Origin of the sequence: Labilibaculum sp. (genome assembly GCF_963664555.1) — a bacterium.
In the GTDB taxonomy this organism is placed as follows: domain Bacteria; phylum Bacteroidota; class Bacteroidia; order Bacteroidales; family Marinifilaceae; genus Labilibaculum.
This window is the reverse complement of sequence record NZ_OY761461.1, coordinates 4,880,695-4,898,987: the sequence shown is the minus strand read 5'-3', so window position 1 is coordinate 4,898,987 and position 18,293 is coordinate 4,880,695. Positions and strand designations below refer to the sequence as shown.

The window sequence follows — 18,293 nt, the reverse complement described above, 5'->3', positions numbered from 1 at the left end:
TAATAAAAAAAATAGAAAGATGAAAAAATTATTATATATGGCTTCTTTCCTTGCTTTGGTATTCACGTCTTGTGACCCAATGGAAGATGCTTACAAAGAAGTAGACGAAGCTAATGCTGATGCTGTAGCTGATGCGAAATTTTTCTCAGATAAAGTATTGCTTGAAACAGGATATACTTTGACTGATGCTGACTATGCATTATCCAGCAACTCTAGTGTTAGCGGTCACATGAATTTTTCGAGTTCGGCAACTGCTGCAGATAATTTACCTGAAGTATTAACAAATATGAAGGTCTATGGTGAGGCCGGTTCTGAATATACCATAAATTATAATTTTTACAGAGGTAGTTTGTCTTATGTTGGAGAATACCTTGATTACCTTGAGGTATTGGCAGCTATAGATTCTTATACTCTAACTACAGCAGATTATGATAGTATGGGAACTGCAACTGGGGAGCCTGGTAAATACAATAATTTTGATGCTACAGTAAAAGCTTCTGATTATTTACCTAACTTTTTATTGGCTAAATATCCTGATGCTGCTGATGGTTATGAGCTAGCTGTAACTTACAAATATTACAATGGTTCATCAACTTCTATGGTTACTGAATTTTGGGCTTTTGATGGTTCTGTTTGGACTAAATCTGATAAAGTTGCTCCGGCTATTCCAGGTGATGTAATGATTTATGAACTGACTACCGAAGATTACGATGCAATGGGAACAGGTTCTAATCAACCTGGCAAATACAATAACTTTTCAAGTTCAATTGTGCCTGCTGATTATTTACCAAATTTCCTTAGTTTCAAATTTCCTTTTGCTTTAGAAGGAAATAAAATTACACCAGTTTACAAATATTATGCCGGTGGTGGTGTGACTGAAACGAAAGCTGTAGAATATACTTTAACCGATGGTGTGTGGGTTGCTTATCAAAGTACTGTTGAAGCATCTTCATTGGTTGCTTTTAAAGACAAAACATGGTTGTTTGTTCCTCCAATCAAATTTGTGGAGTCGGATAAAACGCCAACTGTGACTTTCACATTGGTTTATGAAGATTATGCTTTTGTTGGTAACAGTCAGTATGGTAACTTCGATGAAGAAGAAGCGGTTGTTCTTGAAAAAATAGCTAAGATTATTAAAAATAATTTTGAAGTTGCTGTAGGTCAGGTTTATTCTGTTACTTATAAATATTATAGTGGTAGTGTAAATGAAAAAACAGTGATACTTGAAGCTGTTGAGGATATTTAGTAGAAAAGAATATTGTAGAAAGCCCGAATCCTTATGGATTCGGGCTTTTTTTGTTTTAACAGTTTTGATTTGCAGATATATTTGAGGATTAACTTTGATATCCGTGTTGTAAATTGATTGTTTTGGCTGTGTTTCAGCTTTATATAGATGGTTTTATGATGGAAGCCCTACTGTTCAGTTATCATTAAAAATTGTTAAAATCTTTCTTAGCTTAGGGATTATCAGTCTTTTTCTTAATGCAAAATGGCTTTTTATGTTGTGACGTGTCGATTAGAAAAAGAGATAATATATGAAGTAAAAAAAATGGCTGCATCCGAAAAGGAAACAGCCATTTATATTTGTTTACATGAAGTTTTAGCGCTTCATTAATTTCTTAGTTGTTCTTTGCCCATCTGATGAAATAAAGGTCACAAAATACATTCCTTTTGGCAATTTACTAATCGAGATTCGTGTATCAGGTGATTTTATTTCCATGATATTTCGCCCGGTTAAGTTCGAGATATACATCGATTCCACATCCTTCATGTTAGTCAGTCGAATTTCGTTCACAGCAGGGTTAGGGTAAAAAGATGGAATTCCATCAGTATATACGTCATCAATTCCGGTAGGATTTTCTGTAGTAAAAGACCAGTCTGTAGGGGTGCTAATGCCAGCAAAAGCTATATCCTGAGCACTTACAAATGCATTATTATCAATGTTAATGTAGTATTCGGTTCCTGTTTCCAGATCATCTGATAAATCAATACTAACTTGTGTGCCGTTATAGGTTACCAAAGCGTCGGAAGCTGCAATTGCTGTTTCACTTCCATTGGTAAGGATGCGAATTGAACCATTTCCAGCTTGTACCTCTTTATCAAATGTAATTTTTAAATTGGTGCTTATTGGAATATTTTCACTCTTATCAGCCGGTGTGAATTCGGTAATTACAGGAGGGGTGTAGGTTGCTGTGAAATTCCATATCGTTTTGTCTGAAATCCCATCAAAAGCATTCGAGGAAGCATCGGTTACTACGCCGTTATCAATAACGACATAGTATCTAACTCCTTCTTCGTATTTGGCTTCGGAGTTTATTAATAGCTGATTGCCTGAATAAGTTAATCTGGCACTTGGAATTGTTAGTGTTTCAAAAGTTGTTTCGTCATTGTATCTTTTGATGGTAACACTGCCTGTTCCTTCTTTTATATCTTCGTTGAATTTGATAATAAGATTTGCGGTTAAAGAAACACCAATAGAATTATTGACAGGAGATAATTCAGTGATAGCAGGACTCTCGGTATCGGGTGGCCAGATTTCGTCAGCCCATTCGGGATAATCAATAAAAGGATTTCTGTTGCCCTGAATCGTATAAACCTTTTCGTTTCTTGCTTTTTCGGCTTCGTCAACCGGATCCTGTGTATTCCAGACTAATAAGGTGGATAGTTTACCAAAGAAAGGAGCTGAGTAATTAACCATACTGTAGGTCATGTCGTTGGTCATTTCCAAATCAGGATCACCATTTTCGCCTTCGTAACAAACTGCCATGTACAATATCATTCTGGCAATATCGCCTTTTACAGCATCGCGTGGTTCCCATGAGTCTCCATCAAACTTGCATTCTGCAGCTTCGGAATGAACCGTTCCGCCATTGTCAAAAAACTTATTGCTTCGATCAGTATTTACACTTCGGTCGCAGGCCCTAAGGTGGTGAATGTCGGTTCCAGCCCCACGCTCCGTTCCAAAATCGCCATGCGATTTAGCCCAGATGTGTTCTCTGTTCCATGAATCAGGATCATTACTTACTCCATCATCTTGTCTTGTTTTCACTTCACTTCTTCCAGTATAAATTAGAAGAATATTGTCTGTATTAGTTGGATCTTCATCCGTTATTTTAAGAGCTTCCCAAACATTGTATTGGTCACCGGCATCCTTAGTTGTGTAAGGCAGTTCAATATGATTTCTAATAATCGAATGCAATGCAGTCTTCAATTCATCACCTGTTTTTCCGGCAGCATTTTGGTAGTATTCTTCAATAGAGGTCTGAGCTGTTGCCGAAAGTGCAAATGCAACAAAAACAGAGAGGAAAAATAAAATTTTTACGTGTAGAGTTCTTATCATATAATATGCCTTAACATGTTATTAATTTGGTTGAGTAGCATAAAATGGTTGAGTGGTTTTTACTGTACGAATAAATCAGCAAAAAGTGACTCTATTTGTTGATTTACTTCGCCTGCAAATTATAAAATATAATGCAGAAGACCTTAATTAATCTCAATAGTTTTGATGAAAAAGACAAAAAAATCCCACCGGAGTGGGATTGCGTATTTTAGAATCTCTTTTAATAGAGTTCTTACTTGTAGTTTATTGCGCTTTTTTGTTCAGTAGTAATCTATCGTAAAAATAGAGAGCAGTAACTGAGAAAAATCCGATGGCTAGTATCACATACCAAATATTAGAAGGGTTATAGGTATTCCAAAGATACTGAGTGAGCTGGTTTTGATCCATTCCCATAAGTTCACCGGCTTTGTTGAAATAATCAGTTGCACTAAAATCCTTGGATATTTCAGGAATTTGCAGTCCTCTTGCAGTAACTTCGCGAATCATTAAAGTTACTTTGTCGGACATGCTTCCATAAATATTTCCAGAGATAACACCACCTATTGTACTACCTGCAAATACGGGTAAAAATGAGCATCCCATATAAAGTCCAACTTTATCCTTAGGAGCTATTCGCCCAATGTATTCGGTAATTTTTGGAGAACTGGCCATTTCCCCAACCGAGAAGATGAAGATTGCAAGAATTACAAAAAGAACGTTTTGTGTTAGCAGGGTGAGTCCCATTCCAATTGTACAGATAAGAATTCCGCCCATCATTGCCTGCAGAGGTTTCCATCTCATTACAATTGTAGAGATGATTATTTGGAAGATAATAATAAACATGGCATCGAAATTCGTGATGAATTCTGCGTCCATTTGACCGTTAGTTCCATAAGTTTCGGTTACCGCAGGCATAAAGCTTTCGAAAAAGTGATAGACGCTTGAAGTGTCTACCCATTGGGCAATAAATACTGGCAACGTGAAGAATAATTGATAGTACATACTCCAAAATGCAGCAACCAAAAGAAGGAAAATTACAAACTTAACATCGCTGAGGGCTTTGCCAATATTGCTGAATACAGTAGCGATTGCGGCTCCAATGGATTCATTTTTAACTTCACGCTCCGGCTCCTTGTAAAATAATATCAGAATAAAATTGATTAAAATGATACCGGCAGATATGTAAAAAACGGTTGTGTATCCACTGTCTTTGTAAGCAAGAGTAACTAATGGTCCAATAAATGCACCAATATTAACCATCATATAAAAAATTCCAAAGCCAATCGATGAGGTTTCTTCGTTGGTAGTTTTTGCAACCGTCGCTGAAATAATAGGTTTAAAAAGTGCGGCACCTAATGCTAAATAAAGGTACATGGCAAATACTCCGGCAAATGTGTCAAAAAGAGGAAGTGCTATAAATGCAGTGCTGTAAATAACAAATGAAATAGCTAAAACCAGCTTGTATCCGTATTTGTCGGCTATTGCACCTGTAATTACAGGAAGGAAATACAGAATTCCTGTTCCCACTCCCATAATCGTTCCTTTTTCTGCCTGAGATAAACCTAGTGCGCCGATGTCAGTTGATCCGGTAAGGTAATTTGCAAAAAGCATGAAAAAACCATACCAGGCCCATCTTTCGAATAGTTCTATGGTGTTTGCAACCCAGAAGGTTTTTGGAAATTTTTTAAAGATACTTGTTGAGCTCATGATGCTGATTTTGGGGTGTAGTTAGTTTAAAATTTTATAACAATTCCGTTTCCATCGAAAATGACAGATTGGTTTTTTCTTTTGTGAAAATAGAGGCCTGCAAAATAGCCAATTCCTCCTCCCAAAACAACATCGGAAAACCAATGCCTGTTTCGGGACATTCTGGCAAAGCTCACAGATGCTGGAATCACGTAGATCCACTTGCTGTATTCTTCGGCAAAAGGAGTGAATACTGCCCAGGATACAAAAGCGTGTCCGGAAGGGAATGATTTTGTTTCGTTGCTGGTTCCTCCAAAAGCATTAAAATGCATATTTCCTCTGTTTAAGGATGGTCTGGAGCGACCGGCTATTATTTTTGTGCCTTCGGTTAAGATTGCGGCAGTGATTAAAGCTTTTCCTGAGTTGAGCGCAGTAGTTGAAAGCCTTTCATCCTTAATTGCTGTGCCAATAAGCCAGGTCGCAAATGTGGCAGGAGCAATGTATTTCTTCTCACCAAATTCATTAAAGATATTGGTGTAGGAATCTAAAAAGGAATTTTGATTTAATTTTAAGCGCTTGTTCGCCCATTCGTCGAGTAGAAATGAGGTGCCTAATAGTCCGCCAAACACCAACAGATTTTCTTTATTAAAAACCTTTTTGCCTAATCCAGGATTTAGCCGGGTTTTATGAAATGTAATTGTTGTATCAATTTTTACCTGAGTATATCCATGAGTTGGGATACTAGAAAGTATGATCAAACAAAGAAATAGCGATAACGAATAGTGTTTCAAGGTCTGGAATTTTTCAATTCCAACAAAAATAGAAGAAAATTTTGGATCGGGGGTACTTAAAAATGAAAAAAGCCACCTACAATGGATGGCTTTTTGCTCCCTCTCTGGGACTTGAACCTATCCCGACTCGTCGGGACTGATTAACAGTCAGGTGTTGATGATGATGATGATATTGTTAGAAGATCACAAAACAGTTGTTGGCCTACCTCTGGATCCAGTAATTGTTCAAGATATTTTCGGCTTTTCATTTTCTTGATTTTTTGTTCAATTTTTAAAGCAAGAGTTTTGTTGTTGCCAACTTTAAATGCTTTTTTAAGAATCCATGGTCTGTGTTTAGAGGTATAACTTGTTCGTATAGGGTTGTTATGCATGAAAATCCGCTTGGAAACATCTTCGGTACATCCTAGATAGTATTTGTCTGATGAAGGAGAGTATAAAATATATATGAAATACATATAACTAAATTAGGGAAATTTTTGGATCAAGTCGAAAAGTTGTGGGAAAGAAAAGTTAAGGATACGAAAAAAGCCACCCAAATGGATGGCTTTTTGCTCCCTCTCTAGGACTTGAACCTAGGACCCTCTGATTAACAGTCAGATGCTCTAACCAACTGAGCTAAGAAGGAATACTCTGCTAAACTTATTTTAAAAGCATTTAGCCTGCTTTTTTTTTGCTCCCTCTCTAGGACTTGAACCTAGGACCCTCTGATTAACAGTCAGATGCTCTAACCAACTGAGCTAAGAAGGAATACTTTGCTAAAATTGTTTTGAAAGCATTTAGCCTGCTTTTTTTTGCTCCCTCTCTAGGACTTGAACCTAGGACCCTCTGATTAACAGTCAGATGCTCTAACCAACTGAGCTAAGAAGGAGTATAACTCCAAAACTTTCTTCTGAGTTGTACGAATGACGTACATTCTAGAGGAAAATTGCGATGCAAAACTAATAGGATTTGTTCAATAATACAACATCTTCTGGAATATTTTTTCAAAAAAATGATTTTTTTCATCTGAATTCAATTTGTTGTTATCTAGACGCAATGGCTATATGATTGTTTTTCAATGATTGAGTTTTGTGAGATGAGTTGGTTTGGAAAGAAAATTATTTGATCAAAAACTGAATTTGACAATAAGGAGTAATAAAAAAACAGTTTTTGAAAAAGCCAGAAGCGAAATTTTATTGTAATTTTGGCTTCAAATTGTGAATATTCTCAAACAATAAATACATATAAACAACAAACACTCATGTACGGAAAATTCAAAGATTATTTGGCAGAGGAAATTCAGTCTATAAAAGATGCAGGCCTTTATAAAAACGAAAGAGTTATAACAACTCCGCAGGGTGCAGAAATTAAAGTAAGTACTGGCAACACAGTATTGAATTTTTGCGCCAACAACTATTTAGGTTTGTCTTCTAATCCTCGTGTTATGGAAGGTGCTTCAAAAGCATTGAAGTCACATGGATATGGAATGTCATCAGTTCGTTTTATTTGTGGTACAACTGATATTCACAAAGAATTGGAAGAAAAGATTGCTACTTTTTTTGGAACCGAAGATACCATATTGTATGCAGCGGCTTTTGATGCAAATGGCGGCGTTTTTGAACCATTATTCGATAAAGATGATGCAATTATCTCTGATGAGCTGAATCATGCTTCTATTATCGACGGGGTTCGCTTGTGTAAAGCTGCCAGATATCGTTACAAACACGCCGATATGGATGATTTGGAAGCTCAATTAAAAATTTCTCAGGCGCAGCGTTTTCGTATAATTGTTACCGATGGAGTTTTTTCTATGGATGGTGACATCGCCAGATTAAATGAAATTTGTGATTTGGCAGATAAGTACAATGCATTAGTAATGGTTGATGATAGTCATGCTTCCGGTTTTATTGGAGATACAGGAAGAGGAACTCACGAATACCATAATTGTATGGATCGTGTTGATATTATTACAAGTACATTAGGAAAAGCATTGGGTGGAGCTTTAGGAGGATTTACAACGGGTAAAGCGGAAATAATCGATATGCTGCGTCAAAGATCCCGTCCATATTTATTCTCGAATTCGCTTTCTCCTGTAATTGTAGGAGCTTCTTTAGCAGTGTTCGAAATGTTAACAGAATCTACAGAATTACGCGATAAGGTAATTTCAAATTCCAAATATTTCAGAGAAAGATTATTGGCCGCCGGTTTTGATGTGAAACCTTCCGACTCGGCTATTAATGCTTTGATGTTGTACGATGCAGTACTATCACAACAATTTGCGGCTAAATTATTGGAAGAAGGTATTTACGTGATCGGATTTTATTATCCTGTTGTGGCAAAAGGACAGGCAAGAATAAGAATTCAACTTTCTGCGGCTCACACAAAAGAGCATTTGGATAAAGCTTTGGCAGCTTTCATAAAAATTGGAAAAGAATTAAAAGTAATTGAGTAAATTCAATTTAAGATATAGGAAATGGGAGCCAATTCGGTTCCCATTTTTTTGTATTTTAGTGGCTGATAAATTTTAAAAATAGAATCGATGAGGTTTAAATCTACTATATTTTTCCTGTTGGCAATTGGTATTTGTTCCGCTGGGAAAGCTCAATACTACAAAGAAAAGGAATTGTTAGTCGGGGCTTCAGTAGGCTATCAGTATCCTTTGGGTGATTTTGGAGATCAAGCAAAAGGAGGACCAGCATTTAGGGTAACCGGTCAGATGATGCTGAATAAAAAAATAGGCGTGGGTGCCGAGATTGCTTACAGTATATTAGGACAGGATAATTTTTGGAATGGTAATCATTTTGGAAATTACGATGTGAATTACAATATTGCATCGGCCCAGTTTAAAGGGTCTTATTTTTTTGATAGTTGGGATCGGGATTTTCGACCGTACACATCGCTTGCTTTTGGTTATTTCCATTATCAAAACAGCATTAGCTTTGTTTCGACATCGGTTGGGAGCTTAAATCAGAAGAGAACAATTAAAGAAAATAAAGTTGGCTTAACACCAATTATTGGCTTTTTGTATCATCTTTCCGAGGATTGGAGTTTTGATGTAAATTTGAGATACACTTATATTCCGGATTTCCCGGAAACTGTAACTGCAAAAGATGAAAATGGAGATCCGTATCAATATTTTCTTGGATTTGATAAGGTTTCTCTTCCCGAATTATCTATCGGATTGTTTTACCATTTTTAAAACAATCCGTGAATTTGAGCCTCTACCTTATCCATAATGCTGTTTAAATCTTCCGGATTATCCAGGAAATCAATATTGTCAGCATCAACAATTAATAGCTTGCCGCGATTGTAATTCTGAATCCATGTTTCGTATCTGGCATTCAGGTTTTTTAAGTAATCCAGACGGATGGTTTCTTCGTAATTGCGGCCTCTTTTCTGAATTTGATTGACCAATGTAGGAACAGACGATCGCAAATAGATTAGCAAATCAGGAGCTTGAACCATAGATCCCATTAATTCGAACAGGTTGTTGTAATTTTTAAAATCGCGTTGCGACATCAAACCCATATCAAATAAATTCGGAGCAAAAATCATGGCATCTTCATAAATGGTACGATCCTGAATTACATTTTTTCCCGCCTTACGGATTTCCATAATTTGGTTGAACCGACTTTTTAGAAAGTAAATTTGAAGATTGAACGACCATCGTTTCATGTCATCGTAAAAATCATTTAAATAGGGGTTCTCGTCAACGTCCTCGTAATGAGCCTCCCATCCATATTGTTTTGCAAGCAGTTCGGTAAGGGTAGTTTTACCAGAGCCAATGTTTCCAGCTATTGCGATATGCATAATTTGAAAGAATTATCAGTTTTGAATTATAAATTCGGAATTGGATTTACAAGCCAGACAGTCTTAACCTGTAATCATCAATTCACAGCTTCTTTTTAAAAGAGTCCGTTTAGCTGAGCATCAATTTTGTTGATTACCTCACTTAAGTCTTTAGGGTTTTTCAGGAAATTAATGTTGTCCACATCAATAATCAGCAGTTTACCATTTGCATAGCCCGATATCCATGCTTCATAGCGTTCATTTAAACGTTTCAGATAGTCTAAGCGAATGGTTTCCTCGTAATCGCGGCCACGTTCCTGAATATGACTTACCAGCGTTGGAATACTTGCGCGTAAGTAAATAAGCAGGTCTGGCGGTTGAATTAATGAACTCATGATGTTAAAAAGAGACAGATAGTTGTCAAAATCTCTTCTGGGCATTAAACTCATCGATTCCAGATTAGGAGCAAAAATATAGGCATCCTCGTAGATGGTTCTGTCCTGAATGATGTCTTTGCCGGATTTGCGTAAGGACAAAACCTGGTTGAAACGACTATTTAAAAAATGAATCTGAAGAGCGAATGACCATCGTTTCATATCTTCGTAAAAATCATTTAAATATGGATTTTCATCAACATCTTCGAAATGAGCTTCCCATCCGTAGTGTTTAGCTAATAATCCGGCTAGTGTAGTTTTACCAGCTCCAATATTTCCGGCAACAGCAATGTGCATATTTATGTTTACTTTGTGTGAAAAAGGCAACTAAAATTAAGAATATTTTTCAGGAATTCAATTGGAAAAAACACCAACAAATTGCAGGTTATTTTTAATCAGAGTGTTAGTACTTTAATTGATATTGACTTTTTATTGGAGACATACAAATTGTTGCTTTGGATGGTAAGCTGAGCATCTTTTGAATCTTTTAAATTGAAAATTAATTTGTCTTCTTTAGCCATTGGCTGAAAGGAATAAATGCCTGATTCCGTTGTGTATAGAAGTGTGTTTTTGGATATTTGGAAATTTTTGATTCCCGGCAGTGAAATTTTTCTCTTGAATTGGCCGTTTCGATCTAAATTCAGAATTCCCATTTCCGGATAAAGGAAGTACAAATCGTTGTTGTATTCCAGCATTTTATCAGGAATACAATTCTGATAAAAAGTGTTCATTAAGATGCTTTGATTTATTATTTTACCATTCTCTGAAATATGAATTGCCTGATTGTCATCTGAATTATAAATCCAAAAGCCACCATTTGCAGAGGAGCAAACCAATTCGGTTTCGTTATCCGAAAATGCAAATAAATCAATTTCGCTGCCAATTTCTGCAAGATTACGGTCCAGAAATAATATTTGATTAAAATCATCGTAGAAAACCAGTATTCGAAGTGGGTTCGATACATCAATATGGCGGATAGAACCCAGCATGGAATTAGAAAAAACGGCCAATTTCTCTCCCTTTGAATTGAATTCAATTAGTTCACACTTATTCACAGCAAATATATTGCCGAGGTAATCCACGGAAATAAAATCATGGATCTGATTGATCTGAACATTATTTTGTGCAGGAAACACAAGAATGAGCCAAAGAAGGAATTGCAGCATAAACGATTAGTTGTTTTTTTGTAGTAGTTCCTCAATTAAATCACGGTTATTTGAAAGCCGGGGCACTTTATTTTGTCCCCCCAATTTCCCTTTTTCTTTTAGCCACTGATAAAACAAACCCGGTTTAGCAATGGTGATGTGTGGTTTCTCAAGGGTGATGTTTTTGTATCTTTTCGCCTCATAATCAGAGTTTACACTCATTAGTGCATTGTCTAATATAAAGTTGAATTCATCAATATTTTCAGGCATTTTTTCGAACTCAATCAACCATTGGTGAGCTCCTTTTTGATCCGATGCCATAAACACAGGAGCGGCTGTATATTCTTTAATGATCGAATTGGTTTTGGCACAGGCCGTTTGAATTGCCTTTTCAGCATTGTCAATAATTAATTCTTCGCCAAAGGCATTAATGAATAGTTTGGTTCTGCCCGAAATCTTAAATTTAAAAGGGTCTTTTGATGTAAACCGAATGGTATCACCAATTTGATAACGCCACAATCCTCCATTGGTTGTAATAACGATTGCATAGTTTGTGTGAAGTTTTACCTCTTCTAAACTGATGGCTTCGGGCTGATCGTCAGCAAAATATTCAATCGGAATAAATTCATAATAAATACCGTAATCCAACATCAAAAGCATGGAATCATCCAACGGATTATCCTGAATTCCGAAAAAACCTTCGGAGGCATTATAAGTCTCCAGATAGTTCATGTTTTTAGATGGTAACAACTTTTTAAATTGCTCCCGGTATGGAGTGAAGCTAACACCACCATGAACAAAAAGCTCAAGATTAGGCCATATTTCGTGAATATTACTTTTGCCTGAAGCGTTTAAAATATATTTTAACAGAACCAGGAACCAGGATGGAACACCAGACAAACTGGTTACATTTTCATTCAATGTTGCTTCTGTCATCCTATTCAGTTTTTCTTCCCATTCATCCATTAATACAATAGATGTATCGGGTGTTCTAATAAAATCAGCCCAAAAAGGGAGGTTTTGAATTATAATAGCTGATAAATCACCATAGTAGGAATCATTTTTGATGTTGTTAATCTGGTGACTTCCCCCAAGTGTTAATCCTTTCCCTTTAAAAATTCCAGTTTCGGGGAAAAGGGAAGTATAGATGGCTAAAATGTCTTTCCCTCCCCGAAAGTGACAGTCTTCGAGAGCTTCTTTACTTACTGGAATAAATTTACTTTTTGAATTGGTTGTGCCTGATGATTTGGCAAACCATTTTATTTCGGAAGGCCAAAAAATATTTTGCTCACCATTCCTAAGTCTGTTAATGTAAGGTTCAATATCTTCATAGGTTTGAACCGGCAATCTATCTTTAAATTCAGAAAGTGTGCGAATACTTTTAAAGTCATACTTTTTTCCCCATTCAGTATTCGAAGCTTGTTCGATTAATTGCGTAAGGGTTTCTTTCTGAGTTTCAATCGGATGATTTTTAAAAAAATCGATCTGAGAGAGTCTTTTCGTATTCAGCCAACTAACAAGAGAGTTTATTAAAGCCATATTTGAATAGTTTACTGATTTAAATATAAAGAAATTTTAATTGAGGTCTTGTTTCTTAATCTAAATATTATGCTCAGGTTATGTTGGTTTTTACTTATATTTGGTGATCATTGTCAAATTAGAAACGCATTACAAATGAATATTATTGATATATTGATAGGTATTCCATTGCTTTGGGTAATGGTTAAAGGTTTTAAGAATGGTTTCATCTTTGAGATTGCTACCTTGATTGCTTTAGTATTAGGGATCTATGGTGCCATTCATTTCTCCGATTTTACGGCGCAATTCATAAGGGATCGTTTTAATTACGACTCCGAATATATGGGATACATTTCATTTGGAATCACATTTATTGTCATTGTAATTATTGTTCATATCATTGGCAAGCTTCTCAATTCACTTGTTGAAGCTGTTGCTTTAGGGATGTTTAACCGAATTTTGGGAATGGTATTTGGTTTAATGAAGGGGATTATTATAATCGGTATTATTGTCTATTTTGTTGATTATTTAGATCGGAAATTTGAATTTATTTCAGATGAAAAAAAGGATGAAAGCTACTTATATAGTCCAATGACAACTGTTTCGGAAAAGATGTTTGAATTGTTTAATTCAGATTTTAGTGATACGAAAGAAAAGATTAAGGAAAAAGTGAAAAAAGAACTCCCTCTTGAAGTCTAATGAAAGAAATAATTAAGAAGTACATTCAAAAACTTCCCAAAAGGAAAGTTTTTCATTTTGAGGGGTTTTGTGCCAATTGTGAACATCCGGTTAATGGAAGTTTTTGTTCCAATTGTGGTCAGTCGGTAAAAGATTTTCACAGACCTTTTTTTAGTGTCTTGTCCGAATCGCTTGGTGATGCTCTATCGCTTGATAATAAATTTCTTCATACGATAGTCCCGCTATTTGTTCGTCCGGGTTATCTTACCAAAGAATTTATGAAAGGAAAAAGAGCCAGATATACGCCACCTTTTCGACTGTATCTATTTCTTACTTTTTTTGCATTTTTACTGCTTTCCCACAACCACATGCCCGAAACCCAGGCAGAAAAAAACTTTACTTTTACAACAGGGGAAGGAAAAGATGTTGATGTGTTATCCTATTTCGAGGATATGGTTGATGAAAATAAAAACCAGATAGATAGCTTGGAGTCAGATTCTTTGACCAATTCAGAACTAAAAAAAGGATTGTTTAACTTAAATATTAGTCAGGATACTGCACAAACGGCGCAATCAATTACTTTTGGCGGAAAGGGAGGGAAGAATAACAAGTTCGGAAATTCTGATATAAAACGTGTGATTGACATGTGGAAGTTAAATCCGACCTTGATGATGGATAATGTCTATAAAAAATTATCACAAACCTTGCTGATTATACTTCCGGTATTTGCTTTGTTTTTGGCACTGTTTTACATCCGCAGGAAGCATTATTTGTTAGAACATTTATTAATATCACTTAATTTTCATTCTTTTATTTTTGTGATTGTGATTGTTAGTGAGCTGTTGATAATGACCAAATTAGAATTTGTTCATCAGTTTGCTTTTTATTTGTATTTATTGATTCCCGTACAGCTTTTTCTGGCCTTGAAATTTTATTATCGGCAATCATGGATAAAAACAATTGTGAAATTCTTTATGCTTTCTTTTATCTATAATATTTTACTAATATCGGGGATTTTATACAGTTTGATTTCGCTGGTTGTTGAATAGAAAAAATTACAGCATAATAAAATGGTAAAATTCTTATCTTTGCCATTCAAATAGAAAAATTGATAATTAGATTCCTATCAGGAAATTAAATACAGAACAAATGAATTTTATTGAGGAACTCCAGTGGCGGGGCATGATTCACGATATGATGCCTGGAATAGAAGAACAACTTGCAAAAGAACTAACATCAGCTTATGTAGGAATTGATCCTACGGCAGATTCACTGCACATCGGACACCTTGTTGGTGTAATGATGTTAAAACATTTTCAGGTATCAGGGCACAAGCCAATTGTATTGGTAGGTGGAGCAACCGGCATGATCGGAGATCCTTCAGGGAAATCTCAGGAAAGAAATCTACTGGATGAAAAAACTCTTCGTCACAATCAGGAATGTTTGCGTGCGCAGCTTTCCAAGTTCATGGATTTTGATTCAGATGCCGCAAATGCTGCCGAAATGGTGAACAATTACGATTGGATGAAGGACTTTACCTTTCTTGATTTTATTCGTGATATTGGCAAACACCTTACTGTGAACTATATGATGAGTAAGGATTCTGTAAAGAAAAGATTAAGTGCTGATTCTAAATCAGGAATGTCTTTTACCGAATTTACTTACCAATTAGTGCAGGGAACCGACTTTTTGGAACTTTACCGAACTAAGAACTGCAAATTGCAAATGGGTGGTTCCGATCAGTGGGGAAACATTACTACCGGAACAGAATTAATTCGCCGAAAAGAAAGTGGTACTGCTTTTGCGATAACTTGTCCGCTGATTACTAAAGCAGATGGTGGAAAGTTCGGAAAAACAGAATCAGGAAATATTTGGTTAGATCCTAAACGTACTTCGCCTTATAAATTCTACCAGTTTTGGTTGAACACCTCTGATGAAGATGCCGCGAAATACCTTAAAATATTCACACTTCTTCCGAAAGAAGAAATTTTTGCTCTGATAGAAGAACATCAGGAAGCTCCTCATATGAGAAAATTGCAGCAGAGGTTGGCTAAAGAGGTAACTATCATGATTCACTCCGAAGAAGATTACAATACAGCAGTTGAAGCATCTCAAATTTTATTTGGAAAAGCCACAGCTGATGTTTTGAAAAAATTGGATGAAGAGACATTCTTATCAGTTTTTGAAGGAGTACCTCAATTTTCTGTTAGTAAGTCTGAATTTGACAATGGTATCGATATTTTGGAATTATTAGCTGTAAAAACCGATGTATTTCCATCGAAAGGAGAATTAAGAAGACTTTTTAAAGGCAATGCAATCAGTATTAATAAGGAAAAAGTTGATAATCCGGAGATGCTGATTACAAATGAGCATTTAATTGCAGATAAATATTTTTTGGTTCAAAAGGGGAAAAAGAATTATTTCCTTGTAGTTGCTTGTTAGTTTGCTAGCTATCAACTATTTTTATTAGATGAAACTAAATCACAAACTAAAATCAGATTATATGAAATTCTTAAAGTATGCCCTTATCGTTCTTTTCTCAATAGGTATGATGAGCTGCGGCGGTAGCGGTGGTGGCGATGACAAAGAAGATACAGTTGCTCCTACAGTTACAATTGCTAGTCCAACAACAAGTACAATAGTTACAGCTGGTGCAAATTTAAGTGTCAATTTTACTGCCACGGATAATGTTGCATTAGCATCTTATACTGTAACGGTATCGTATACTGGAGTTAAGTCTGTAAAAACTGTTGAAGAGTTTAGTTTTAATAGTCTTTCGGATACTGATGCCGCTGGAAATGCAGTACCTGCTATTTCCGGAGTGTCAAAAGTAATTAGCTTTAATATTGCAACTCCTGATAATGCTATGCCCGGAGCTTATAAGTTTTCTGTAACAGTTAAAGATACTGCTGGAAAATCAGTTTCAAAAGATATCGCTTTCGAAATACAATAAGGAAATCTTATTTAAATTAAAAAGGATCGGCTAATGCCGATCCTTTTTACATTTGTGTTGTTTTGAACTCAATGCCGAACAATGAGATATCGTCTATTACGGCTTTATTCTTTTTTCCAATATCAATGTGATGTATCAGATCTGTAAAGGTATTTGAAATATTTTTTTGTGTTGCGAACATTTTGGTTAAGAACTGAACGCCTACTTCCATTTGATCATCTCTTTCCAGTTCTATTAATCCATCAGTATAGCAAAGTAGCTTTGAGTGCTCATTGATTGTAATTTCTCCAATTGATATGGCTGGGATTTCATCGAGCATACCCAAACCAATGCATCCTTTTTTTAGTAAGGTAGTTTCTCCATTTTCAAAATTGTAAAGAAGTGGAGGGTGATGGCTTGCATTCACATATTTTAGCTTTCTGGTAGTGTAATTGTAAATTCCAATAAAGAAAGTCAGAAATTTCTCACTGCTTGAATTGTCGCACACTTTTTGGTTCAATTGAATCATGAGTTCATCCAGTGGTGTTTCGGGCCGGAAAAGCGCCCGCAATGTGGCTTGAAAATTAGACATGATTAGGGCTGCCGGGATTCCTTTTCCTGAAACATCGCCAATGCAAAATCCCAATTCCTGATCGTTAAAGTTGATAAAATCATAATAATCGCCGCCAATTTCAAAGTGTGGCTGATAATATCCGCAGGTAGAAATATATTGATTTTGCGGTAAAGAGCTTTGATTGGGAATTAGAAGGCTTTGGATTTTTGAAGCCAATTCCATTTCCTTCTTAAAAGCTTCCTGAATCAATAATTGTTTGTACAGGCGTTTGTTCTCCATTGCCACAATAATAATATTGGAAATGGTTTGTATGAAGCTAAGGTGTTTGATTGCCGGGCTCATTCCTTCCATTTCTTCATCAATATCACCAATTAGGATGTATGCAAGAACCGAATTTTTGTGGATAACCGGAATAATAAAATCAAAAGACCAGAATACTTCGGGTAAATCACGCGATATATAGGTGATTTCAGAAATACTGCTTAAGTGTTTTCCAATTTTGATCTTATCAATGCATTCTTTTGAAATGCCGGATATCAATAATTTTTCCCAGTGGGAACTAAATTTATAAACCGCAATTTTCCCAATCTTGAGATCTTCAAATAAAATATGTTTATACTGTTGTAAAAGCTCGTCAATTGATAAGTTTTCATTAATCGCCTGAGTAATTTTAAGGATTAAGTTGAGCTTAAATTTGCTGTTAACAGATTGTTGCTTGATCACAATAGGGGGATTTATGTTTCATGCTAATTTAGGAAATATCAAATCATTAGCCAATCGAAAATTTGAAAAAAAAAAAGGATTCCATAAAGAATCCTTTTTTGATGATGAGTTTATAAAAACTATGCTTTTACTCGCTCTGAATAAGAGTGGTCGCGTGTGTCAATTTTAATTAAATCGCCTGTGTTGATAAATAAAGGTACCATTATGGTCGCACCGCTTTCAACAGTTGCAGCTTTCAAGGATGAGGTAGATGAACTATCTCCCCGCAAACCTGGTTCGGTATATGTAACCTCCATCACAACGTGAGCAGGAAGATCAACATACAATGGCGTTTCTGTGTCAGCATGGAAAACGGCTTCCACCATTTCACCTTCTTTTAAAAGGTCAGCTGCGTTAAACAATTCTTCAGGTAAAACAATTTGCTCGTATGTTTCTGTATGCATCAAATTATATCCCATATCATCTTTGTAAAGGAATTGATGAGGGCGTCTTTCAATACGGGCTATGTCAATTTTAACACCAGAGTTAAACGTATTGTCAATAACCTTACCTGTTTTAACATTTTTAAGTTTTGTTCTAACAAAGGCAGGACCTTTACCTGGTTTTACGTGTTGGAATTGAACAATGGTATATAAATCTCCTTTATAGTGGATACACATTCCATTTTTAAAATCTGTAGTAGATGCCATGATATAATATTAAATTTTAATAATCATTTCTAAGAA

At 35.7% G+C, this 18,293-nt stretch carries 17 protein-coding genes and 3 tRNA genes; 7 read left to right on the top strand and 13 right to left on the bottom strand.

The window, feature by feature from the left end:
- Positions 1-19: 19 nt before the first annotated feature.
- Positions 20-1,246: a hypothetical protein gene (locus ACKU4N_RS19665; RefSeq protein ID WP_321319350.1), complete on the top strand. Its 1,227-nt coding sequence runs from the start codon at positions 20-22 to the stop codon at positions 1,244-1,246.
- Positions 1,247-1,600: 354 nt separating this feature from the next.
- On the opposite strand, the gene ACKU4N_RS19660 is transcribed toward ACKU4N_RS19665, so the two are convergent.
- The 7 genes from ACKU4N_RS19660 to ACKU4N_RS19630 form a co-directional block, all read right to left on the bottom strand.
- Positions 1,601-3,340, bottom strand: coding sequence for an endonuclease (locus tag ACKU4N_RS19660; RefSeq protein ID WP_321319348.1), 1,740 nt, complete (start codon positions 3,338-3,340; stop codon positions 1,601-1,603).
- Positions 3,341-3,583: 243 nt separating this feature from the next.
- A complete protein-coding gene (locus ACKU4N_RS19655; protein ID WP_321319346.1) occupies positions 3,584-5,026 on the bottom strand; it encodes an MFS transporter in 1,443 nt (480 codons plus the stop codon).
- Positions 5,027-5,052: 26 nt separating this feature from the next.
- On the bottom strand, positions 5,053-5,796 hold the full coding sequence (locus ACKU4N_RS19650; protein ID WP_321319344.1) for a phosphatase PAP2 family protein: 744 nt from the start codon (positions 5,794-5,796) through the stop codon (positions 5,053-5,055).
- Between the two features lie 140 nt (positions 5,797-5,936).
- On the bottom strand, positions 5,937-6,251 hold the full coding sequence (locus tag ACKU4N_RS19645; RefSeq protein WP_321319342.1) for a GIY-YIG nuclease family protein: 315 nt from the start codon (positions 6,249-6,251) through the stop codon (positions 5,937-5,939).
- Positions 6,252-6,347: 96 nt separating this feature from the next.
- Positions 6,348-6,421 (bottom strand) — tRNA-Asn (locus ACKU4N_RS19640).
- A 48-nt stretch (positions 6,422-6,469) separates the two neighbouring features.
- Positions 6,470-6,543 (bottom strand) — tRNA-Asn (locus ACKU4N_RS19635).
- A 47-nt stretch (positions 6,544-6,590) separates the two neighbouring features.
- Positions 6,591-6,664, bottom strand: a tRNA-Asn gene (locus tag ACKU4N_RS19630).
- Positions 6,665-7,036: 372 nt separating this feature from the next.
- On the opposite strand from ACKU4N_RS19630, the gene kbl reads away from it, so the two are divergent.
- Together kbl and ACKU4N_RS19620 are read left to right on the top strand one after the other, a co-directional pair.
- Positions 7,037-8,227, top strand: a complete 1,191-nt coding sequence (gene kbl, locus ACKU4N_RS19625; protein ID WP_321319341.1) for a glycine C-acetyltransferase — start codon at positions 7,037-7,039, stop codon at positions 8,225-8,227.
- Positions 8,228-8,314: 87 nt separating this feature from the next.
- On the top strand, positions 8,315-8,974 hold the full coding sequence (locus ACKU4N_RS19620; protein ID WP_321319339.1) for an outer membrane beta-barrel protein: 660 nt from the start codon (positions 8,315-8,317) through the stop codon (positions 8,972-8,974).
- Here the strand turns inward: ACKU4N_RS19620 and ACKU4N_RS19615 are convergent.
- The 4 genes from ACKU4N_RS19615 to ACKU4N_RS19600 form a co-directional block, all read right to left on the bottom strand.
- A complete protein-coding gene (locus tag ACKU4N_RS19615; RefSeq protein ID WP_321319337.1) occupies positions 8,971-9,585 on the bottom strand; it encodes a deoxynucleoside kinase in 615 nt (204 codons plus the stop codon). The genes ACKU4N_RS19620 and ACKU4N_RS19615 overlap by 4 nt on opposite strands.
- 95 nt (positions 9,586-9,680) lie before the next feature.
- The gene (locus ACKU4N_RS19610; protein ID WP_321319335.1) at positions 9,681-10,295 is read right to left on the bottom strand and encodes a deoxynucleoside kinase; all 615 of its coding nucleotides are present in this window, start codon (positions 10,293-10,295) and stop codon (positions 9,681-9,683) included.
- 98 nt (positions 10,296-10,393) lie between these two features.
- Positions 10,394-11,164: a hypothetical protein gene (locus ACKU4N_RS19605; RefSeq protein ID WP_321319333.1), complete on the bottom strand. Its 771-nt coding sequence runs from the start codon at positions 11,162-11,164 to the stop codon at positions 10,394-10,396.
- Between the two features lie 6 nt (positions 11,165-11,170).
- Entirely contained in the window at positions 11,171-12,682 is a 1,512-nt protein-coding gene (locus tag ACKU4N_RS19600; RefSeq protein WP_321319331.1) for a GH3 auxin-responsive promoter family protein, read from the bottom strand.
- 135 nt (positions 12,683-12,817) lie between these two features.
- On the opposite strand from ACKU4N_RS19600, the gene ACKU4N_RS19595 reads away from it, so the two are divergent.
- The 4 genes from ACKU4N_RS19595 to ACKU4N_RS19580 all read left to right on the top strand — a co-directional run bounded on the left by ACKU4N_RS19595 (position 12,818) and on the right by ACKU4N_RS19580 (position 16,292).
- A complete protein-coding gene (locus ACKU4N_RS19595) occupies positions 12,818-13,360 on the top strand; it encodes a CvpA family protein (RefSeq protein ID WP_197092701.1) in 543 nt (180 codons plus the stop codon).
- Positions 13,360-14,388 (top strand): DUF3667 domain-containing protein, encoded by a 1,029-nt coding sequence (locus ACKU4N_RS19590; protein WP_321319328.1) that lies wholly within the window; start codon positions 13,360-13,362, stop codon positions 14,386-14,388. The genes ACKU4N_RS19595 and ACKU4N_RS19590 overlap by 1 nt, the downstream gene beginning before the upstream one ends.
- 100 nt (positions 14,389-14,488) lie before the next feature.
- On the top strand, positions 14,489-15,781 hold the full coding sequence (gene tyrS / locus ACKU4N_RS19585) for a tyrosine--tRNA ligase (RefSeq protein ID WP_321319326.1): 1,293 nt from the start codon (positions 14,489-14,491) through the stop codon (positions 15,779-15,781).
- Positions 15,782-15,842: 61 nt separating this feature from the next.
- The gene (locus ACKU4N_RS19580) at positions 15,843-16,292 is read left to right on the top strand and encodes a DUF4625 domain-containing protein (protein ID WP_321319324.1); all 450 of its coding nucleotides are present in this window, start codon (positions 15,843-15,845) and stop codon (positions 16,290-16,292) included.
- A 46-nt stretch (positions 16,293-16,338) separates the two neighbouring features.
- On the opposite strand, the gene ACKU4N_RS19575 is transcribed toward ACKU4N_RS19580, so the two are convergent.
- A complete protein-coding gene (locus ACKU4N_RS19575; protein ID WP_321319322.1) occupies positions 16,339-17,568 on the bottom strand; it encodes a GAF domain-containing SpoIIE family protein phosphatase in 1,230 nt (409 codons plus the stop codon).
- A gap of 119 nt (positions 17,569-17,687) precedes the next feature.
- Positions 17,688-18,257, bottom strand: coding sequence for an elongation factor P (gene efp, locus ACKU4N_RS19570; RefSeq protein WP_101310267.1), 570 nt, complete (start codon positions 18,255-18,257; stop codon positions 17,688-17,690).
- Positions 18,258-18,293 lie beyond the last annotated feature (36 nt).